Here is a 16,314-nt window from a genome sequence, read left to right as displayed (position 1 = left end):
GCCACCATGACGAACAAGATCGTAGTAGTCGACGGCCTCGGTAACCTGCGCTCGGTCGCGCAGGCGCTGCGCGCGGCTGCGCCGGAAGCCGACATCCTGGTCTCGAACCAGGCCGCCGATATCGACGCGGCCGACCGCATCGTGCTGCCGGGCCAGGGCGCGATGCGCGACTGCATGCGCAGCCTGCGCGAATCCGGCGCCGAAGAAGCCCTGCTGCGCGCGGTAAAAACGCGCCCGGTGATGGGCGTCTGCGTCGGCGAGCAGATGTTGTTCGACGCGAGCGAAGAAAATGAAGGCACGCCGGGCCTGGGCCTCCTTCCCGGCAAGGTGGTTCGATTCCAGCTGGACGGCAAGCTGCAGGCCGATGGCTCGCGCTTCAAGGTGCCGCAGATGGGCTGGAACCGCGTGCGCCAGACCCGTGCCCACCCGCTGTGGGACGGCGTCGAGGACGGCAGCTATTTCTATTTCGTGCACAGCTATTACGCTGCACCTGAAGAGGCGAACGACACCATTGGCGAAGCCGACTACGGCGGCATGTACGCCTGCGCCGTGGCACGCGACAACCTGGTGGCGACCCAGTTCCACCCCGAGAAAAGCGCAGCCGCCGGCCTGCGCCTGTACCGCAATTTCATCCACTGGAATCCGTGAGTCCACGGACACCTCAACCTCCAACCACCAGACAACGACCATGCTGCTGATCCCCGCCATCGACCTGAAAGACGGTCACTGCGTTCGCCTGAAACAGGGCGACATGGAACTCGCCACCGTGTTCTCCGAAGATCCCGCCGACATGGCGCTGCATTGGCTCAAGCAGGGAGCGCGCCGCCTGCACCTGGTCGACCTGAACGGCGCTTTCGCCGGCAAGCCGAAGAACGAAGGCGCGGTCAAGGCGATCCTGAAGGTCGTGCAGGAATACGCCGACGAGCATGGCATCGACGAGATCCCGGTCCAGCTGGGCGGCGGCATCCGCGACCTCGACACCATCGAGCGCTACCTGGACGACGGCATCAGCTACATCATCGTCGGCACCGCCGCAGTGAAGAACCCGGGCTTCCTGCACGACGCCTGCGGCGCCTTCCCGGGCCAGATCATCGTCGGCCTGGATGCGCGCGACGGCAAGGTCGCCACCGACGGCTGGAGCAAGATGTCGGGCCACGAAGTGATCGACCTGGCCAAGAAATTCGAAGGCTATGGCGTCGAATCGATCGTCTACACCGATATCGGCCGCGACGGCATGATGGGCGGCGTGAACATCGAAGCCACCGTCAAGCTGGCCCAGGCAGTGCGCATCCCGATCATCGCCTCGGGCGGCGTGCACGTCCTGGCCGACGTCGAAGCGCTGTGCGCGGTGCAGGACGAAGGCATCGAAGGGGTCATCTGCGGCCGTTCGATCTACGAAGGCACGCTCGACCTGGCATCGGCCCAGGAACGCGCCGACGTACTGACCGAGGGCGCCCAGGCCTAAGCTTTATGCTCGCAAAACGCATCATCCCCTGCCTGGACGTTACCGGTGGCCGCGTGGTCAAGGGCGTCAACTTCACCGAGCTGCGCGATGCCGGCGACCCGGTCGAGATCGCGCGCCGCTACGATGGCCAGGGCGCCGACGAACTCACCTTCCTCGACATCACTGCCTCGAGCGACGGCCGCGACCTGATCCTGCCGATCATCGAAGCCGTGGCCTCGACCGTGTTCATCCCGCTTACCGTCGGTGGCGGCGTGCGCAAGGTCGAAGACGTGCGCCGCCTGCTCAATGCCGGCGCCGACAAGGTGTCGATGAACACCTCGGCGGTCACCAACCCGCAGCTGGTGTTCGAGGCCTCGCAGAAGCACGGTTCGCAGTGCATCGTGGTGGCGATCGACGCCAAGCAGGTGGCACCCGGCAAATGGGAGGTGTTTACCCACGGTGGGCGCAATGCCACCGGGCTGGATGCGGTGGAGTGGGCGCGCAAGATGGAGTCTCTTGGCGCCGGCGAGCTGCTGCTCACCTCGATGGACCGCGACGGCACCAAGTCCGGTTTCGACCTGGGCCTGACGCGCGCCGTGTCGGATGCGGTGGGTATTTCCGTGATCGCCTCGGGCGGTGTCGGCGGCCTGCAAGACCTGGCCGACGGCATTTTGCAAGGCCACGCCGATGCGGTGCTGGCCGCCAGCATCTTCCACTACGGGCAGCACACGGTCGGCGAGGCGAAGCGCTACATGGCTGAACGCGGCATCCCGATGCGGCTGGAGTGAGCATGGCGCACAAATGGCTCAACAAGGTCCGCTGGGACGAGAACGGCCTGGTGCCGGTGATCGCGCAAGAAGCGGCGACCGGCGACATATTGATGTTCGCCTGGATGAACCGCGACGCGCTGGCCAAAACGGTGGAGCTGGGCGAAGCCGTCTACTGGAGCCGCTCGCGCAAGAAGCTGTGGCACAAGGGCGAAGAATCCGGCCACACCCAGCGGGTAGTAGAAATGCGCCTGGACTGCGACGAAGACGTGGTGCTGCTCAAGATCGAGCAGGTGGGCGGCATCGCCTGCCATACGGGACGCCATTCCTGCTTCTTCCAGAAATTCGACGGCGAAGACTGGCAGGCGGTTGACCCCGTGCTGCAGGATCCCGACACCATCTACGCGAAAAAACATCCATGAGCGACATTCTGGCCCGCGTCGCGGCCGTGATCGAATCGCGCAAGCCGGACAATGGCGGCGATCCTGCAACTTCCTATGTGGCCAAGCTGTTCAGCAAGGGCGACGACGCGATCCTGAAAAAGATCGGCGAGGAAGCCACCGAGACCGTGATGGCCGCCAAGGACGCGCGCGTCTCGGGCGACGCCGCCAAGGTGCTGTACGAGACCGCCGACCTGTGGTTCCACACGATGGTGCTGCTGTCCCAGTTCGGGCTCACGCCGCAACAGGTCATCGACGAGCTGGGGCGCCGCGAAGGCGTGTCCGGCATCGATGAAAAAGCCGCGCGCAAGGACGAGTAAGGCGCAGCCGGCGCGCCCGTACTTGCCAATATCGCATCTGATGTCATAATCGGTTTTTTACCCGTCACACCGGTGTCATGCGGCATCGATAGGATGCATGGGCTCGGCATTTTCATTCCGGAGACAAGATGGATAACTGCATTTTCTGCAAGATCGTCGCCAAGCAGATTCCGGCGAATATCGTCTACGAAGACGACGAGGTGCTGGCGTTCAAGGATATCAACCCGGCGGCCCCGGTGCACCTGCTGGTGATCCCGAAGCAGCACGTGGCCACCTTGTCGGATTGCACCGGCGAGCATGCGGCGGTGCTGGGCAAGATGCTGGCGCTGGCGCCGAAACTTGCAGAAGAGCATGGTGTCGCGGTCAAGACGGACGGCAACGGCGGACGCAGCGGTGGCTTCAAGACCCTGATCAATACCGGACCGGACGGCGGGCAGGAGGTCTATCACCTGCACCTGCACGTGTATGGCGGCAAGCGCCCATGGCGCGGCCTCGGTACATAAAAGCTGGCTAAGCCCTTACTAAGTTTTTAATGGGGGCAAGCTGCTCCCGCATGGCGTATACTGAAACATACGCTTTCCCGATTTACAGGCGCGTGCGCCTCGCTAGGAGATAAACATGGGTTCAATGAGTATTTGGCACTGGGTCATTGTGCTGGTCGTCGTGATGCTGATTTTCGGCACCAAGAAGATTGGCAGTATCGGTGGCGATCTCGGCAAGGCCGTGAAGGGCTTCAAGGATGGCGTGAAGGGCGAGGAAGACAAGGCGAATGCCGAGCCTGGCGCCACCACCACGACCACCACCACGACGCAACAGGTCGCCGACAAGTCGACCATCGATGTCGAAACCCGCGAAAAGACCCGTCATTAATCGCCGGGCATGATCGATCTCGGACTATCGAAAATCGCGATCATCGGCGTAGTCGCGCTGATCGTGATCGGCCCTGAAAAGCTGCCGAAGGTGGCGCGCATGGCCGGCACGCTGTATGGCCGCGCCCAGCGCTACCTGCACGACGTGAAATCCGAAGTCAGCCGCGAGATCGAACTCGACGAGCTGCGCAACCTGCACAAGGAAGTGCACGAGAGCGCGCAGTCGTTCAAGGACGACCTCCAGCACTCCGTTTCCAGCCAGGTCGACGAGGTCGAGGCGCTGTGGGACGGGCGCGAGGCGATGTCCGCGCATTCCGGTTCGTCGTCCTCGTCCTTCCTCAGCACAACGGATATCGAACGCAAGGCGCGCGATTTCCGCCGCAAGAAAGTGGTGCGCACATCAAGCGTGCCGGCCTGGTACAAGCACCGCAACGGCGGCAAGACCCATGTGCTGTCGGGCGCTGCGCGCGTGCGCAAGTTCCGCCCAGGTTCCAGCAAATCCAAGAGTTCGTTTTTCTAAATGACCGAAGAAGCCGCAGGCGAAGAAACTTTCATTTCCCACCTCGTCGAACTGCGTGACCGCCTGGTCAAGGCGTCGATCGGGATCGCGATCGCCTGCGCAGCGCTGTTCTTCTGGCCCGGCCCCTCGCAGGTTTACGACCTGCTGGCCGCGCCCATGGTCGCCTCGCTGCCGGCCGGCTCGACGATGATCGCCACCGGCGTGATCTCGCCCTTCCTGGTGCCGATGAAGGTGACGCTGCTGCTCGCCTTTATCATTGCGCTGCCCTGGGTGTTCTACCAGCTGTGGGCCTTCGTGGCGCCCGGCCTGTACGCGCATGAAAAGCGCCTGGTGCTGCCTTTGGTGATTTCGTCCTCGCTGCTGTTCATCGGCGGCGTGGCCTTCTGCTATTTCTTCGTGTTCGGCCGCGTGTTCCAGTTCATCGGCGAGTTCGCGCCGAAGTCGATCGCCGTGACGCCCGACATCGAGAACTACCTCGATTTCGTCATGTCGATGTGCCTGGCCTTCGGCGCCACCTTCGAGGTGCCGGTGGTGGTGGTGATCCTGGTGCGCATGGGGATCGTCAGCATCGCCAAGCTCAAGGAAATCCGCTCCTACGTGATCGTCGGCGCCTTCGTGATCGCCGCCATCGTCACGCCGCCGGACGTGGTCAGCCAGCTGGCGCTGGCCATCCCGATGTGCCTGCTCTACGAGCTGGGTATCCTGGTGGCGCCGCTGTTTGCCCGCATCACCCGCGCCCCGCAGGACGCCTGAACGTTCAATCCGGCGCTCCGTGCTTTCCGCCGCGGCGGCAGCGCTCGGAACAATACTTCACCTGGTCCCAGTCCCGCTCCCACTTTTTGCGCCACGTGAATGGCAGCAAACAGTGTGCGCAGGTCTTCACCGGCAGCTCGGATTTCTTGCGCATCTTCATGCAAACGAGTCTACAGGACCGGGTGCCTGGCCCGGTCCCGCGTCAACTCCCTTTGCGGGTCAAGGGCAGTTCCCAATCACGTAATACCCGCTTGAAGTCTGCGCCAGCGTCGAGGTGTAGAACGTGTTGTTCAAGCCCATGTTCTGGTTCGACCCGTTGGCCAGCGCATAGCCGCCGCTGTTGTGCGCGCGTCCGGCCGTCACGTGCGCGTAGTTGCTGGCGGTGGTGGCCGTGCACGTGAAGCCGGAGGTGGTCGATCCAACGACGCTGGCGGATTTCGCACTTTCCACGCCGCCGTTCCCGGTCGCCGTCACCTCGTAGGTATAGCTGGTGCCAGAGGCCAGGCCGCCATCCGTGTAGCCCATCCCCGCCAGCGCCGCGCCATTGACCTTGGCGCCGTTGCGGTAGACGTTATAGCCGACCGCGCCATTGGCCGCGTTCCAGGACAGCGCGATGCTGCTGGCCGTGCGCGCGCCGATCGCCAGCCCGCCCGGAGGCAGCAAGGCGGGTGCGCTGCCGACCAGGAATTGCGGGATGGCGCAGGCGTTTGAGGTCAGGCCGGTCGTGCTGTTGGTCGCCGTCACCGTGCCCGAGTAGTAGCCATCCGCGCGCGATGCGTAGGCCTTGCTGAAGCTCGCGCCGCTGCCGGCAGCAAGGTCATTCACCGGGCTCGGCCCATTGAGCACCACGCGGTAGCTGCTGATCGCGCCCGCCGCATCGGTCGCGGCGCCATTCACCGTCACGGTCGACCCGGACACGCTGGCGCTGCACGACGTCATCGCTGGGGGCGCGGACTGCGACACGCGCAGGTTGTTCTTGAACCAGAAGTCCATCACGAAGGAGGGGTAGTTGACCTTGGTGGCGTCCACGTAATTGCTGTTCTGGCCACCGCTGCCTGCCGGCCACGCATGGGCCATGCCGGTCACGACGATTTCCGAGGTGCGCAGCTTGCCGTTGGCGTCCGTGTAGGGCACGTTGCTGCCGCCGGTCGGCACCGTGGCGGTGGCGCCCTTGGTGAAGGTGCCGCCATACACCTGGCGCATCGCGGCCGCGTTCAGCGGGCCGTAGGCCTGCCCCACCACGTAATCATTGGTGCCCCAGATGACGCTCGCAACCTGGGTCTGGAACTGGCTGGCGTTAGTGCCTGCCCACGAGGTACAGGCGCTGGCCACGCTGCTGGAGGTCGTGCCCGAGGGGACTGAGGAGATCTGCGAGCTCGACACGGTCGGCGACGGGCCGGCATTGATGCCGACCCCGGCGAAGACATCGGGCGCCACGCAGCCCATCACCATGGTCTTCGAACCGCCGGACGAGAGGCCGGTGACATACACCTGCTTGGGGTCGATCGCATACTGCGGGTTGCTTACAAAACGGTTGATCAGGTCGAGCAGCACCGCGTTGTGCCCGTAGCTGCGGCTGCGGTTGGTGGCGGCCCAGTCCCAGCAATGCGCGCCGTACAGGTTGCCGGTGGCGTTCGGAGCGAGGATCACGGCGCCATACTGGTCGGCGGCCGCCTTCCAGTTGTAACCGGCGTCGCCCGTGCCGGCGATGACGTCGTTGGCCGCGGTCTGCGCGCAGCCGTGCAGCACCAGCACCAGGGCGCGCTTGCCGGCCAGCGTCGGCGTCGTCGCAGGCCAGTAGTAGTAGCCGGTGAGGGCGCCGCCGTTGGTGGTGTCGGTGGCCCAGGTCTGGTTTGCACTCCACGTGCCCGGTCCGGCCTGGAGTTGTGCGGATGCGGGCGCAGCGAGCGCGATGCAGGCCGCAGAAATTGCCGCCTGTTTGAAGAGGAATGCCATGGAAGTCTCCGTTCTGTTCTTTGCAAGCACTACAGGACCGGAAACGCCAGGCGCAAGAAGCCACGCCTGTCCATGACCGGCAATCGACGACACAACAAGGGAAAAATCGGCGAGCCGGCCCGGCACGCCCGGGACGCCTAGGACGACGGCGAAGGAAGGAAGGTCATGGGATTTGTCTCCGGCTTATGGTTATTGGCCTGCTTTGAAGCGAGGTCCACATCCATTCTATCCCCGAAGATATTGCGCACAAGCGAGCGTGGAAGCACGCTGCTTGTGCGCTTTTGCACAGCAAGGCTGCTGTGCAATATCAACACATTGTCACAGTCTCCTGTGTTGCAACTTATTGCATCAGTTCCGAAATCATCTTCACCGGCGCGTTGCCGTAGCCGAGGAACTGGTCGTGGAATTCCTTCAGGTCGAAGCGCTCTCCCAGCTGGCGCTTGCGGCGCTCGCGCAGTTCCATGATCTGCTCGTAGCCGCTGTAGTAGCTGGTCAGCTGCACCGAGGTCAGCGACACGCGGCGCCACTTCTCGTCGGCCTCCTGGCGGGTCTGGAAGGCCTGGCGCACCAGCAGGTCGATTGCCTCGGCCTGCCCCATGCCGAGCACGTGCACGCTGTAGTCGAGGATGGTGTTGGTCACGCTGCGCAGGTTCCACTTCGAATACATCAGCCACATCTCGGGTGCGTTGTCGCCGTAGCCGTTCTCGAGCATCATGCGCTCGCCGTACACGGCCCAGCCTTCGACCATCGCGCCGTTACCGAACAGCGACTTCACCAGCGAGGGCGAACGGTTGGCGTAGACCAGCTGCGCGTAGTGGCCGGGGATGGCTTCGTGGATGTTCAGGATCTGCAGGATCCACTCGTTGTACTCGCGCAGGCTGCTTTCGGCCTGCTGCGGCGTGAGGCTGTCGAGCGGGGTGACGTTGTAATAGGTCTTGTCTTTCGGGCGGTACGGGCCCGGCGCATCGATGCTGGCGCCAGCCACGCCGCGCTGGTACATCGGCGTCTCGCGCACTTCCAGCGGCTTGTCGGCGTCGAGCGTCAGCAGGTTGCGGTCCGTGACGAACTTGTGCAGCAGCGGGATCTGGCGGCGGATCTCGGGCAGGAAGTTCTCGCGCGCGACGTGGCGGCTGGAGAGCTTGTCGATCATCATGCCGATCTTCTGGAAGCGGTCGCGCGGCTTGTTCACGCCTGCCATGTAGCGCGGCCACAGTTCGTCCGAGATCGTGTCCATGCGGGCGAGCAGCTCTTCGCGCGTGGCCAGGGCTTTGCGGAAGGTCTGCTCGGCGCTGCTGGACGACTGGATCTCGAGCGCGAACTTCTGCTCGTACAGGTTTTTGCCGGCGCGGAAGGGGCGCGGCTTGATGGCCCCGGTCGTCATGCCCTTGTCCTGGGCAATCAGGAAGTCCACATAGCCCAGCAGCGCAGTGCCTGCACTGGCAACGCGCTGCGCGAAGATGGCTTTTTCCTGCGCATTCAGGATCGATTCCTGGGCCGCCTTGCCCAGGTCGGCCAGCACCGCGAGGGTGCCCGGCGCCTGCGCGATGGCGAGCTGGGTGTGCTCGCGGGTCGGGTTGACGATCGAGGCTTGCGCGGCCTGGTAGTAGGCCGGCACGTTGGTCAGGCGCTTGAGGATGGTGCGCAGGCGCTGCGGCTTGGCCGCATAGTCGGTATTCAGGATCAGGTCGAGCGGCTGGGCGATGTTGTGCATCGACGGGTTCCACTCGTACTCGCGCCAGGTGGTCAGCTGCCAGCGGTCTTTTTCCAGCTTGTTCACCAAGAGGGCCAGGTCGGTGCGCTGGCGCGGCGACAGCTGGCGCACGTCCAGCTTGCCGAACTTGTCGAGCCATTCATTGGCAAAGGCGAGCTTCCTGGCGCGGGTGGCGGCGTCGGGAATGGTCAGGTTGGCGGCCTGCTCGAACTTGCCGACATAGACGGCGCCTTCCGGATCGACGCGCCACAGCGCGGTCAGGTACTGCATGCTCATGGTGTCGAGGCGGCGGTCGAGGCGTTTTTCGAGCGGGTTGGCGACCGGCGCGGCGGCCACGGCGACCGGAGCCGCCACCGCCGCAACAGCTGCCGCTGCGGCAGCTTTCTTCACGGGCGCCTTTGGCTTGCGCTTGTCGGCCGCTTTCGACTTGACCACCTTGGTGGCTTTGGCCTTGCCCTTGGCGGGCTTGCTGGTCTTGGCACTGGCAGGCGCCAGCGCGAAACTCGCCAGCAGGACAGCCAGCGCGATTTTCGTTTTCATCATTCTGTTCGAACCTGTGCAAAATAAAAGGTCAGGCGTCCCGTGCGCGGCAAGCGCAACAGAACACTTCAAGGCGCAAGAAGATTAGCACCATTCAGGCCGCTTGCGGACGGCTGAAACATTCCGACACGTAGTGCGTGTTTACTCGACGCTTATTCGAATTCGCCGCTGCGGATCATTTCCTGATGCACGGCGTTGACCGTCTCCACGGCCTGGCGTCCGCGCGCGATGTTGTGCAGCACGATCTCGCTGCCCTTCGTGAAGCGGTGGCCGATGCGCACGGTGTAGGAACGGGTGGCCCAGCTCACGAAACCGTTGACGTAGGTGGCGTCGTCCATGTCGCGCCATTTCACGCCGCTGACGCCCTTCTTCCAGGGCAGGACGCCCGAATGCACCCACACGCCGACATCGTCGTAATAGAGCTGCACGCTGCGCACCAGCAGGAAGCGGTAGGCCACCAGCAGCGCCGAGACAGCCAGTACGCCCGCCGCGGCGATCTCGTTCCACATGAAGGCCAGCGGCAGCGCGCCGGCGAACAGCACCACGGCCAGCGCCACCACGCCCGCATACGCCAGCCAGGATTTGACGCCGATGACATGGGCTTGCGCCGCCGTTGCCGCTTTGTCCAGTTCCATGCGTGTTATCTCTACTGTAAAAAGCGGCATGATCACATGGAATGCGTGGCTGCGCCAGCATGGGGTTCGTAGCGTGGGCGGGTCCTCCCGCCCACGCGGTGATCGCTGACGGCTTCGATATCGTACCGGATGATCTCGCTGCTAACTGTCACCGCTCGGGGAAAGACCTCGGCTCGTAGGGTGGGCAGATTCTGCCCACGCGGTGATAGTTATTGGCTCCGCTTTCGTGCCGGATGAACTTGCTGCCAACTATCACCGCGTGGGGTCATTCGGGCCAGTGGCCCGAATGACGAGCCGCCCACCCTACGAACCCAGCCCCTGCTTTAGCATCGCCAGCATGTCTCCCGGCGACAGGCGCGCCGCCATGTCGGTCCCTTCCAGCAGGCTGTCGGCCAGGCCGCGCTTGCGGTGGTGCAGGTCGACGATGCCTTCCTCGATGGTGCCGCGCGCCACCAGCCGGTAGATCGTGACCGGCCGCAGCTGGCCCATGCGGTGGGCGCGGTCCGAGGCCTGGTCTTCCACCGCCGGGTTCCACCACGGGTCCATGTGGATCACGTAGTCGGCCGCGGTCAGGTTGATGCCGACGCCGCCCGCCTTCAGGCTGATGAGGAACAGTTCGCCCTCACCGGCCTGGAAGGCATCCACGCGGCGCTTGCGTTCCTGCATCGAGGTGGCGCCGTCGAGGTATTGGTAGGGGATGTTTTTCCCGTCCAGGTATTTGCGGATCAGGCTCAGGTGATCGACGAACTGGCTGAACACCAGCGCCTTGTGCTTGTTCTCCAGCAGGCCGTCGACCAGGCGCGCAAAGGCCACCAGCTTGCTGCTGACGATACCGGCGCCGGGCGCCACCAGCTCCGGATTGCAGCAGGCGCGCCGCAGCCGCATCATCTCGGCCAGGATCTCGATCGATTTCTGGTTATCGGGGGCTTCGAGCGAGGCCAGCTTGTCGAGCGCCTGCCGCCGCAGCGACTCGTACAGCGCGCTCTCGTCCTGGTTCAGTTCGACCGGCAGCACGATCTCGGTGCGCGGCGGCAGCTCGCTCAAGACTTGCGCCTTGGTGCGGCGCAGGATGAAGGGCTGCGTCAGCCGGCGCAGGCGCATGCGCGCACCGGCTTCGGCGCGCTTGTCCTGTGCCTTCTCGATCGGCCCGGCAAAGCGCAACTGGAACTGGTCGGCGCTGCCCAGCAGGCCCGGGTTGATGAACCTGAACAGGTTCCACAATTCGCCCAGGTGGTTTTCCAGCGGCGTGCCGGTGGCCGCCATGCGGAAGTCGCCCTGCAGCGCCATTACGGCCTGCGAGCGCTTGGTATGCATGTTCTTGATCGCCTGCGCTTCGTCGAGCACGATGCTGTGCCACGGGCGCTTGGCGAACAGGGCCGCTTCCAGCTGCAGCAGGCCGTAGCTCACCACGACCACGTCGAAGGGGCCGGCATCCGCCACCGTCGCGGCGCGGTCGCCCGGCCCGAACAGTTTGAGATTGAGCGTCGGCGCAAAGCGCTCGGCTTCAGAGATCCAGTTCAGGCAGACCGAGGTCGGCGCCACCACCAGCGCCGGGCCGGTGGGTGCGCGCATCAGGAGCAGGGCCAGCGCCTGCAGCGTCTTGCCCAGGCCCATGTCGTCGGCCAGGCAGGCGCCGACGCCCCAGTGGGCCAGGCGTCCCAGCCACTCGAAGCCTTCGCGCTGGTAGTCGCGCAGCTCGGCCTGCAGGGTCGACGGCAGTGCCGGCGTGAAGGCTTCGCTGGCGGCCATGCGTTCGAGATGCTTGCGCCATTCCTCGTCGCCCGCCATGCTGCCGGCATCCCGGGCCAGCTCGGCCAGCGAGAAGCTGGCCAGCGGATGCATGCGCAGTTCGTCGCCGTGCATGCTGCCGTAATCGGCGAGTTCCATCAGGCGGCGGTGCAGTTCGTCGCTCAGGGCCAGGTATTCGTTGTCGCCCAGCGCCACGAAGCGGCTCTTTTCTTCGCGCAGCTTCTCGAGCAAGGAACCGAGGCTCATCACGCGGCCCTCGTCGATGACGACCTCGCCGCTGGCCGCGAACCAGTCCTTGTCGCGCCGCACCTGCACGCGCACCGATTTCGCATTGGCGCGTTTCGCCACGCGGAATTTCTCGCCCTCCGGCCAGGCCACCACCACCTTCGATGGGTCGAGCTCGCGCAGCTCTTCCACGAATTCCAGGCATTGCAGGGGCTGGCCCAGCAGCCATTCGCCGTGGTCCAGCTCCCCGTGTTCGAGCGCGTGGCAGGCGCCGACCAGCTGGCGCTCGGCTTCGCGCTCGGCATTCAGGTCCCGTTTCGCCTCGGTGCGCACGCCGTCGACGTCGCCGATCACGTTGTCCGCGCCGGTGCCGGGAGGGTAATAGGCGCCGCTTCCAGGCAGCGGGCGCACCAGGATCTGCATGCGCATGCCCTGTTGATAAGGGCGCAGGTGCAGGTGCAGGCGCGGGTCGGCCGCCACCTGTTCGATGTCGCCCGGGCTGGCGCCGATGTCCGACTGCACGGTGACGATGGACGAGATCGCGCTGATCGCGCGCAGTACGCGGCGCTCGGCTTCCACCGGCACTTCCAGGCCGGCGCCGACGATGGCGGCGATGCGGCGGTGTTCATCGAGGATGCGCACCAGGCGCAGCCGGGTTGGCGTCTCGCGGGTGACGATCACCTCGCCGTCCTGGTCTCCGGGAGAGGGTTGCAGGGTAATCACCACCTTGCCGCCGCGCGACTTCACCAGGAGCTCCGGCTCGCCCGGCAGCAGTTCCACCCGCGTGCCGGGCGAATCCATCCAGAACAGCAGCGGGTGGCCGACCAGCGAGGCCAGGGCTTTGTCGAGTTCGAATTCGAAGCGGATGCCGGTGCTGCCGTAGTAGCGGCGTCCGCCGATGGACGCCACCGCGGCCACATCCTGCGCGGTGAGGAAGTCGATCGCCGCGGCGTCTTCGGCCAGGCGCTTCAGGCCAACGGCGCGCCCGCGGCTCCAGCCGCCCTGGGCGTCGCGCTTTTGCTCGCGCGGTTCCAGCTCCTGCACGCCCATGTTTTCGTCGTAGCGGATCATCCAGACCAGGCGCGATTCGCGCACCACTTCCGTATTCAGCGCCGGCTGCAGGTTAATCAGGGCATTGAGCTGGCGCTCCCACGGTTCCTCGCGCTCGAACCAATGCGTGAGGTCGGTGAAGCGGTGCTTGCGCCGCAATTCGCTCGCATATGCCTCCTGGCCGACGAAACCGAGCTGGCCGAGCAGCGCCGCCAGCTGCGCCGACAGCAAATCGAAACCGGCGCGCTCGGATTGCTCCAGCATGTCTTCGATGTCCTGGCGCTTGCTAGTGAGCTGCGGCAGGCCGAGCCAGTGGTGCATCAGCGCGCGGAAGGTAAACGGTTCGAGCGCCATCTCCCAGCTGCGCGAGGCCAGCACTTCCGCATCGACGGTGCCGCGCCGGATCTCTTGCAGCATGCTGAGCTGGAAGACCACGGCGGTTTCCGGCCGCTGCACCGCGCGGGTGGCGATGTCGAGCCAGGTGTCGGCCAGTTTTAAATGGGCAGGCTGGTTGCTGCGCAGGAGGGCGGCCAGGTAAAGGTGGGCGCCGATGCCCTCGAAGATGGCCTTGCGCTTGCCGGTCTCGCGGCGCAGCCCCTTGAGCGCCGCTTCGATGCCGGGCAAGGCGATGTCGACGTCGTCACGCAGCAGCGCAATCACGTTGCGCAAGAACAGGCCGGCCGCGTCGTCGACATCCGCAAGCAGGGTCGACGCGTCATCGAGGCGTCCGCACAGGATCAAATGCTCGCCCAGCGCGATGCGCAGCGCAACCGACGGCTCCGCCTGCGCTTCGGCGGCGGCGCGGATGGCGGGCGCCATCGCAGGCTCGCGCTGGGTGTGCTGCACCAGCACCGCCAGTACGCCGTCGACCAGCGAAGGATGGATGTGTTCCAGGATGGCCGGGTCGAAGGGCCGGGCGCAGACTTCGACCAGCGGGTGCAGGTAGGACGCTTCATGGCAGCGCAGGCAGGCGGCCAGCAGCGGCGTGACGACGGCCGGGCCTTCGCGCCTGAGCAGTGCGATGCGCAGCAGCGCCAGGCCCTGGCGGTAGCTGCGCAGCATCGGCGTACCCTGCCAGTCGCGCCGCAGCGGGGTCACGTGTTCATAGGCAGCTTGCACGGTGGGGAACAGGCCGGTGTCCAATGCCTTCGCCAGCGCTGGCCAGGTCGCGGCGGGTGCGATCATGAAGCCGCGCCCCGCCACGTCGGTCACCAGCCCGGCCGCGCGCAGCCGCTCCAGCTCGGCCGCCCATTGTTCGGGGGGCAGCGCCAGGCCGACGGCCATCAGGTGTTCGAGGATGCGCTGGCGGCCCATCGGCTCGCCGGCCAGCGCCAGCAAGGCCAGGATCGCCTGCTCGCCGAAGTCGTATTCGCCCAGGGTCATGCCGGCAGGTTCTCGATGTCCACCGCGGGCAGGCCGGCAGGAACAGGCAGGCCGAATACGCGCAGGTAGAACACCAGTTCCGCTTCCAGCGTACGCACCACACTCTCGGCCTTGCGGAAGCCGTGGCCTTCGCCCTCCAGCGTGATATAGGCTACCGGCAGCTTGCGTGCACGCAGCGCCTCGACCATCGTCTCGGACTGCTGCGGCGGCACCACCATGTCGTCCAGGCCCTGGAAGAAGATCATCGGCCGGTCCAGCTTGTCGGTGTGGTGGATAGGCGAGCGCTCGCGGTAGACGCTGTCGGCACGTTCCGGCGGGGCGATCAAATACTGGTTGTAATGCGATTCGAACTTGTGCGAGTCGGCGTCGAGCCCGGCCAGGTCGGACACGCCGTAATAGCAGGCGCCGGCCTTGAACAGGTCGTGGAAGGCGAGGGCGGACAAGGTGGTCAGCCCGCCGGCGCTGCTGCCGCGCACCAGCAGGCGCTCCGGATCGGCCAGGCCCTGTTCGCTCAGGTAGCGCGCACCGGCCACGCAGTCTTCGACGTCGACCACGCCCCACTGGCCCTTGAGCAGGTCGCGGTAGGCGCGCCCAAAACCCGTGCTGCCGCCATAGTTCACGTCGAGCACGGCGAAGCCGCGGCTGGTCCAGAACTGGGTCGACAATTTGAGGGTGCTGGTGGCCATGCCGGTCGGGCCGCCGTGGCCGATGACGATCAGCGGCGGCAGCTCGCCCGCCAGCGGTGCGAAATCGGCATTCGTCGGCGGGTAGTGGAAGGCGTAGGCGGTGCGGCCGTTCGCGCTCGGGTAGTTGATGCTGCGCGGGACCGAGAGATCGCCGGCGGGCGGTAGCATATTGATGGATCGTGCCGGCACCTCATGGGTTCCCGCATCCAGGTCGATGCGCGCCAGCTCGGGCGCGACCGTCGGCGCGCCGCCCAGCAGGGCGACGGCCTCGCTGTTCACGCGCAGCTCGCGGATTTCCTCGTAAGGCGTGGCTATTTCAGTGAGTTCGCCGCCGCGCAGGCGCGCCAGCTTGCTGACGCCATCCTCGATATAGGCGCAGACGATTTCGTCTTCCGAACGGAAGCCGTACAGCGAACCGCCGAAGTTCCAGTGCGGCCCGCCGAATTCCGCCGCGCGCGGGCACAGCGCGTGTACGACGCCATGGTCGTAGCGGTACAGATTCCACCAGCCGCTGCGATCGGACACGAAGTGGAGCAGGCCGCCGGGCGACCATTCGGGCTGGCAGATCGATTCCTGCGGCCCGCCCGCCACCAGCCGTCCGTTCGCCAGGCTGCCGTTGTCCAGGATATCGGCCAGCCACAGCTCGGTGCCTTCCCACGGCATGCGCGGGTGGTCCCAGCACAGCCAGGCCAGGTGGCGGCCGTCCGGCGAAATGCGCGGCGCGGCATAGAAATCGTTACCGTCCACGAGTACGGTTTCAAGGCCGTCGGCACCGATGGCGGCGATCGTGTTGACGGGATAGTGGCCGCCCGCGGAATGGTCTTCGCGCACCGTCACCAGTCGCCCGCGCCCCGCATCCACCACGAAGTCGGCATAGCGGTGGGCGTTATCGAGCGTGAGCGCGCCCGGCTCGCCGCCCGGCTGCACGCGGTACAGGCGGCCATCTGCATGGTTGGAGAACCAGGCCACGCCACCGGCGACGGCATAGGCGCCGCCGCCATATTCATGCACCTTGCTGCGCACGTTGAAGGGGGCCGGCGTCAGTTCGCCAGCGCTGCTTACCAGCGTCGAGCGCCCCGCCTCGCTGGCCCGGCCTTCCAGCCAGTACAGGCTGGCGCCGTCGAGCGTCAAGGAAGCCAGCGGGGTGGCGCCGGCGGCAACGACGGCGGCGCTGATCGGGGACGTCCACGTGCCGCAGGGTGCTTGCTGTTTGGTCATGACGGGTTCCTTCAAAGACTGGAATGGCATTATAAGTGGGGGCCCGGG

Annotated in this window: 15 protein-coding genes; 9 read left to right on the top strand and 6 right to left on the bottom strand. The window is 65.6% G+C overall.

What is annotated here, in order from left to right; all coding sequences use genetic code 11:
* Nucleotides 1-6 precede the first annotated feature (6 nt).
* From hisH to tatC, 9 genes are all read left to right on the top strand, one after another.
* Nucleotides 7-648: an imidazole glycerol phosphate synthase subunit HisH gene (gene hisH / locus HGB41_RS17990; protein ID WP_171086995.1), complete on the top strand. Its 642-nt coding sequence runs from the start codon at nt 7-9 to the stop codon at nt 646-648.
* A gap of 40 nt (nt 649-688) precedes the next feature.
* Entirely contained in the window at nt 689-1,465 is a 777-nt protein-coding gene (gene hisA, locus HGB41_RS17985) for a 1-(5-phosphoribosyl)-5-[(5-phosphoribosylamino)methylideneamino]imidazole-4-carboxamide isomerase (RefSeq protein ID WP_171086993.1), read from the top strand.
* A gap of 5 nt (nt 1,466-1,470) precedes the next feature.
* Nucleotides 1,471-2,232, top strand: a complete 762-nt coding sequence (hisF, locus tag HGB41_RS17980) for an imidazole glycerol phosphate synthase subunit HisF (protein WP_171086991.1) — start codon at nt 1,471-1,473, stop codon at nt 2,230-2,232.
* A complete protein-coding gene (gene hisI / locus HGB41_RS17975; protein ID WP_171086989.1) occupies nt 2,229-2,633 on the top strand; it encodes a phosphoribosyl-AMP cyclohydrolase in 405 nt (134 codons plus the stop codon). The genes hisF and hisI overlap by 4 nt, the downstream gene beginning before the upstream one ends.
* Nucleotides 2,630-2,971 (top strand): phosphoribosyl-ATP diphosphatase, encoded by a 342-nt coding sequence (locus tag HGB41_RS17970; protein ID WP_171086987.1) that lies wholly within the window; start codon nt 2,630-2,632, stop codon nt 2,969-2,971. The genes hisI and HGB41_RS17970 overlap by 4 nt, the downstream gene beginning before the upstream one ends.
* A gap of 128 nt (nt 2,972-3,099) precedes the next feature.
* Nucleotides 3,100-3,474 carry a histidine triad nucleotide-binding protein gene (locus HGB41_RS17965; protein ID WP_171086985.1) on the top strand — a complete coding sequence of 125 codons (375 nt, stop codon included), beginning with the start codon at nt 3,100-3,102 and terminating at the stop codon, nt 3,472-3,474.
* Between the two features lie 115 nt (nt 3,475-3,589).
* The gene (gene tatA / locus HGB41_RS17960) at nt 3,590-3,841 is read left to right on the top strand and encodes a Sec-independent protein translocase subunit TatA (RefSeq protein ID WP_171086982.1); all 252 of its coding nucleotides are present in this window, start codon (nt 3,590-3,592) and stop codon (nt 3,839-3,841) included.
* Nucleotides 3,842-3,850: 9 nt separating this feature from the next.
* A complete protein-coding gene (gene tatB, locus HGB41_RS17955; RefSeq protein WP_171086980.1) occupies nt 3,851-4,360 on the top strand; it encodes a Sec-independent protein translocase protein TatB in 510 nt (169 codons plus the stop codon).
* Nucleotides 4,361-5,113 (top strand): twin-arginine translocase subunit TatC, encoded by a 753-nt coding sequence (gene tatC, locus HGB41_RS17950; protein ID WP_171086979.1) that lies wholly within the window; start codon nt 4,361-4,363, stop codon nt 5,111-5,113.
* A 4-nt stretch (nt 5,114-5,117) separates the two neighbouring features.
* On the opposite strand, the gene HGB41_RS17945 is transcribed toward tatC, so the two are convergent.
* The 6 genes from HGB41_RS17945 to HGB41_RS17920 form a co-directional block, all read right to left on the bottom strand.
* Nucleotides 5,118-5,267, bottom strand: coding sequence for a DUF2256 domain-containing protein (locus HGB41_RS17945; RefSeq protein ID WP_443098469.1), 150 nt, complete (start codon nt 5,265-5,267; stop codon nt 5,118-5,120).
* Between the two features lie 65 nt (nt 5,268-5,332).
* The gene (locus HGB41_RS17940) at nt 5,333-7,069 is read right to left on the bottom strand and encodes an extracellular catalytic domain type 1 short-chain-length polyhydroxyalkanoate depolymerase (protein WP_171086975.1); all 1,737 of its coding nucleotides are present in this window, start codon (nt 7,067-7,069) and stop codon (nt 5,333-5,335) included.
* A 340-nt stretch (nt 7,070-7,409) separates the two neighbouring features.
* Nucleotides 7,410-9,323 carry a DUF885 domain-containing protein gene (locus HGB41_RS17935; RefSeq protein ID WP_171086973.1) on the bottom strand — a complete coding sequence of 638 codons (1,914 nt, stop codon included), beginning with the start codon at nt 9,321-9,323 and terminating at the stop codon, nt 7,410-7,412.
* Nucleotides 9,324-9,472: 149 nt separating this feature from the next.
* Entirely contained in the window at nt 9,473-9,955 is a 483-nt protein-coding gene (locus HGB41_RS17930; RefSeq protein ID WP_171086971.1) for a hypothetical protein, read from the bottom strand.
* Nucleotides 9,956-10,258: 303 nt separating this feature from the next.
* Complete coding sequence (locus HGB41_RS17925) at nt 10,259-14,362, bottom strand: DEAD/DEAH box helicase (protein ID WP_171086969.1); 4,104 nt, start codon at nt 14,360-14,362, stop codon at nt 10,259-10,261.
* Entirely contained in the window at nt 14,359-16,266 is a 1,908-nt protein-coding gene (locus tag HGB41_RS17920) for a S9 family peptidase (RefSeq protein WP_171086967.1), read from the bottom strand. The genes HGB41_RS17925 and HGB41_RS17920 overlap by 4 nt, the downstream gene beginning before the upstream one ends.
* Nucleotides 16,267-16,314 lie beyond the last annotated feature (48 nt).

This window comes from Telluria aromaticivorans, assembly GCF_013003915.1.
Lineage (GTDB): Bacteria > Pseudomonadota > Gammaproteobacteria > Burkholderiales > Burkholderiaceae_D > Telluria > Telluria aromaticivorans.
Note: the sequence above shows the minus strand (reverse complement) of the source record. Positions and strands in the feature narration are given on the sequence as shown.

What these genes read in the sequence shown, in the direction of transcription:
- hisA (WP_171086993.1), top strand. Translation starts at nt 689, where the DNA reads ATGCTGCTGATCCCCGCCATCGACCTGAAAGACGGTCACTGCGTTCGC.
- tatC (WP_171086979.1), top strand. Translation starts at nt 4,361, where the DNA reads ATGACCGAAGAAGCCGCAGGCGAAGAAACTTTCATTTCCCACCTCGTC.
- tatB (WP_171086980.1), top strand. Translation starts at nt 3,851, where the DNA reads ATGATCGATCTCGGACTATCGAAAATCGCGATCATCGGCGTAGTCGCG.
- HGB41_RS17940 (WP_171086975.1), bottom strand. Translation starts at nt 7,069, where the DNA reads ATGGCATTCCTCTTCAAACAGGCGGCAATTTCTGCGGCCTGCATCGCG.
- HGB41_RS17965 (WP_171086985.1), top strand. Translation starts at nt 3,100, where the DNA reads ATGGATAACTGCATTTTCTGCAAGATCGTCGCCAAGCAGATTCCGGCG.
- hisH (WP_171086995.1), top strand. Translation starts at nt 7, where the DNA reads ATGACGAACAAGATCGTAGTAGTCGACGGCCTCGGTAACCTGCGCTCG.
- HGB41_RS17930 (WP_171086971.1), bottom strand. Translation starts at nt 9,955, where the DNA reads ATGGAACTGGACAAAGCGGCAACGGCGGCGCAAGCCCATGTCATCGGC.
- hisF (WP_171086991.1), top strand. Translation starts at nt 1,471, where the DNA reads ATGCTCGCAAAACGCATCATCCCCTGCCTGGACGTTACCGGTGGCCGC.
- HGB41_RS17920 (WP_171086967.1), bottom strand. Translation starts at nt 16,266, where the DNA reads ATGACCAAACAGCAAGCACCCTGCGGCACGTGGACGTCCCCGATCAGC.
- tatA (WP_171086982.1), top strand. Translation starts at nt 3,590, where the DNA reads ATGGGTTCAATGAGTATTTGGCACTGGGTCATTGTGCTGGTCGTCGTG.
- HGB41_RS17970 (WP_171086987.1), top strand. Translation starts at nt 2,630, where the DNA reads ATGAGCGACATTCTGGCCCGCGTCGCGGCCGTGATCGAATCGCGCAAG.
- HGB41_RS17945 (WP_443098469.1), bottom strand. Translation starts at nt 5,267, where the DNA reads ATGCGCAAGAAATCCGAGCTGCCGGTGAAGACCTGCGCACACTGTTTG.
- HGB41_RS17935 (WP_171086973.1), bottom strand. Translation starts at nt 9,323, where the DNA reads ATGATGAAAACGAAAATCGCGCTGGCTGTCCTGCTGGCGAGTTTCGCG.
- HGB41_RS17925 (WP_171086969.1), bottom strand. Translation starts at nt 14,362, where the DNA reads ATGACCCTGGGCGAATACGACTTCGGCGAGCAGGCGATCCTGGCCTTG.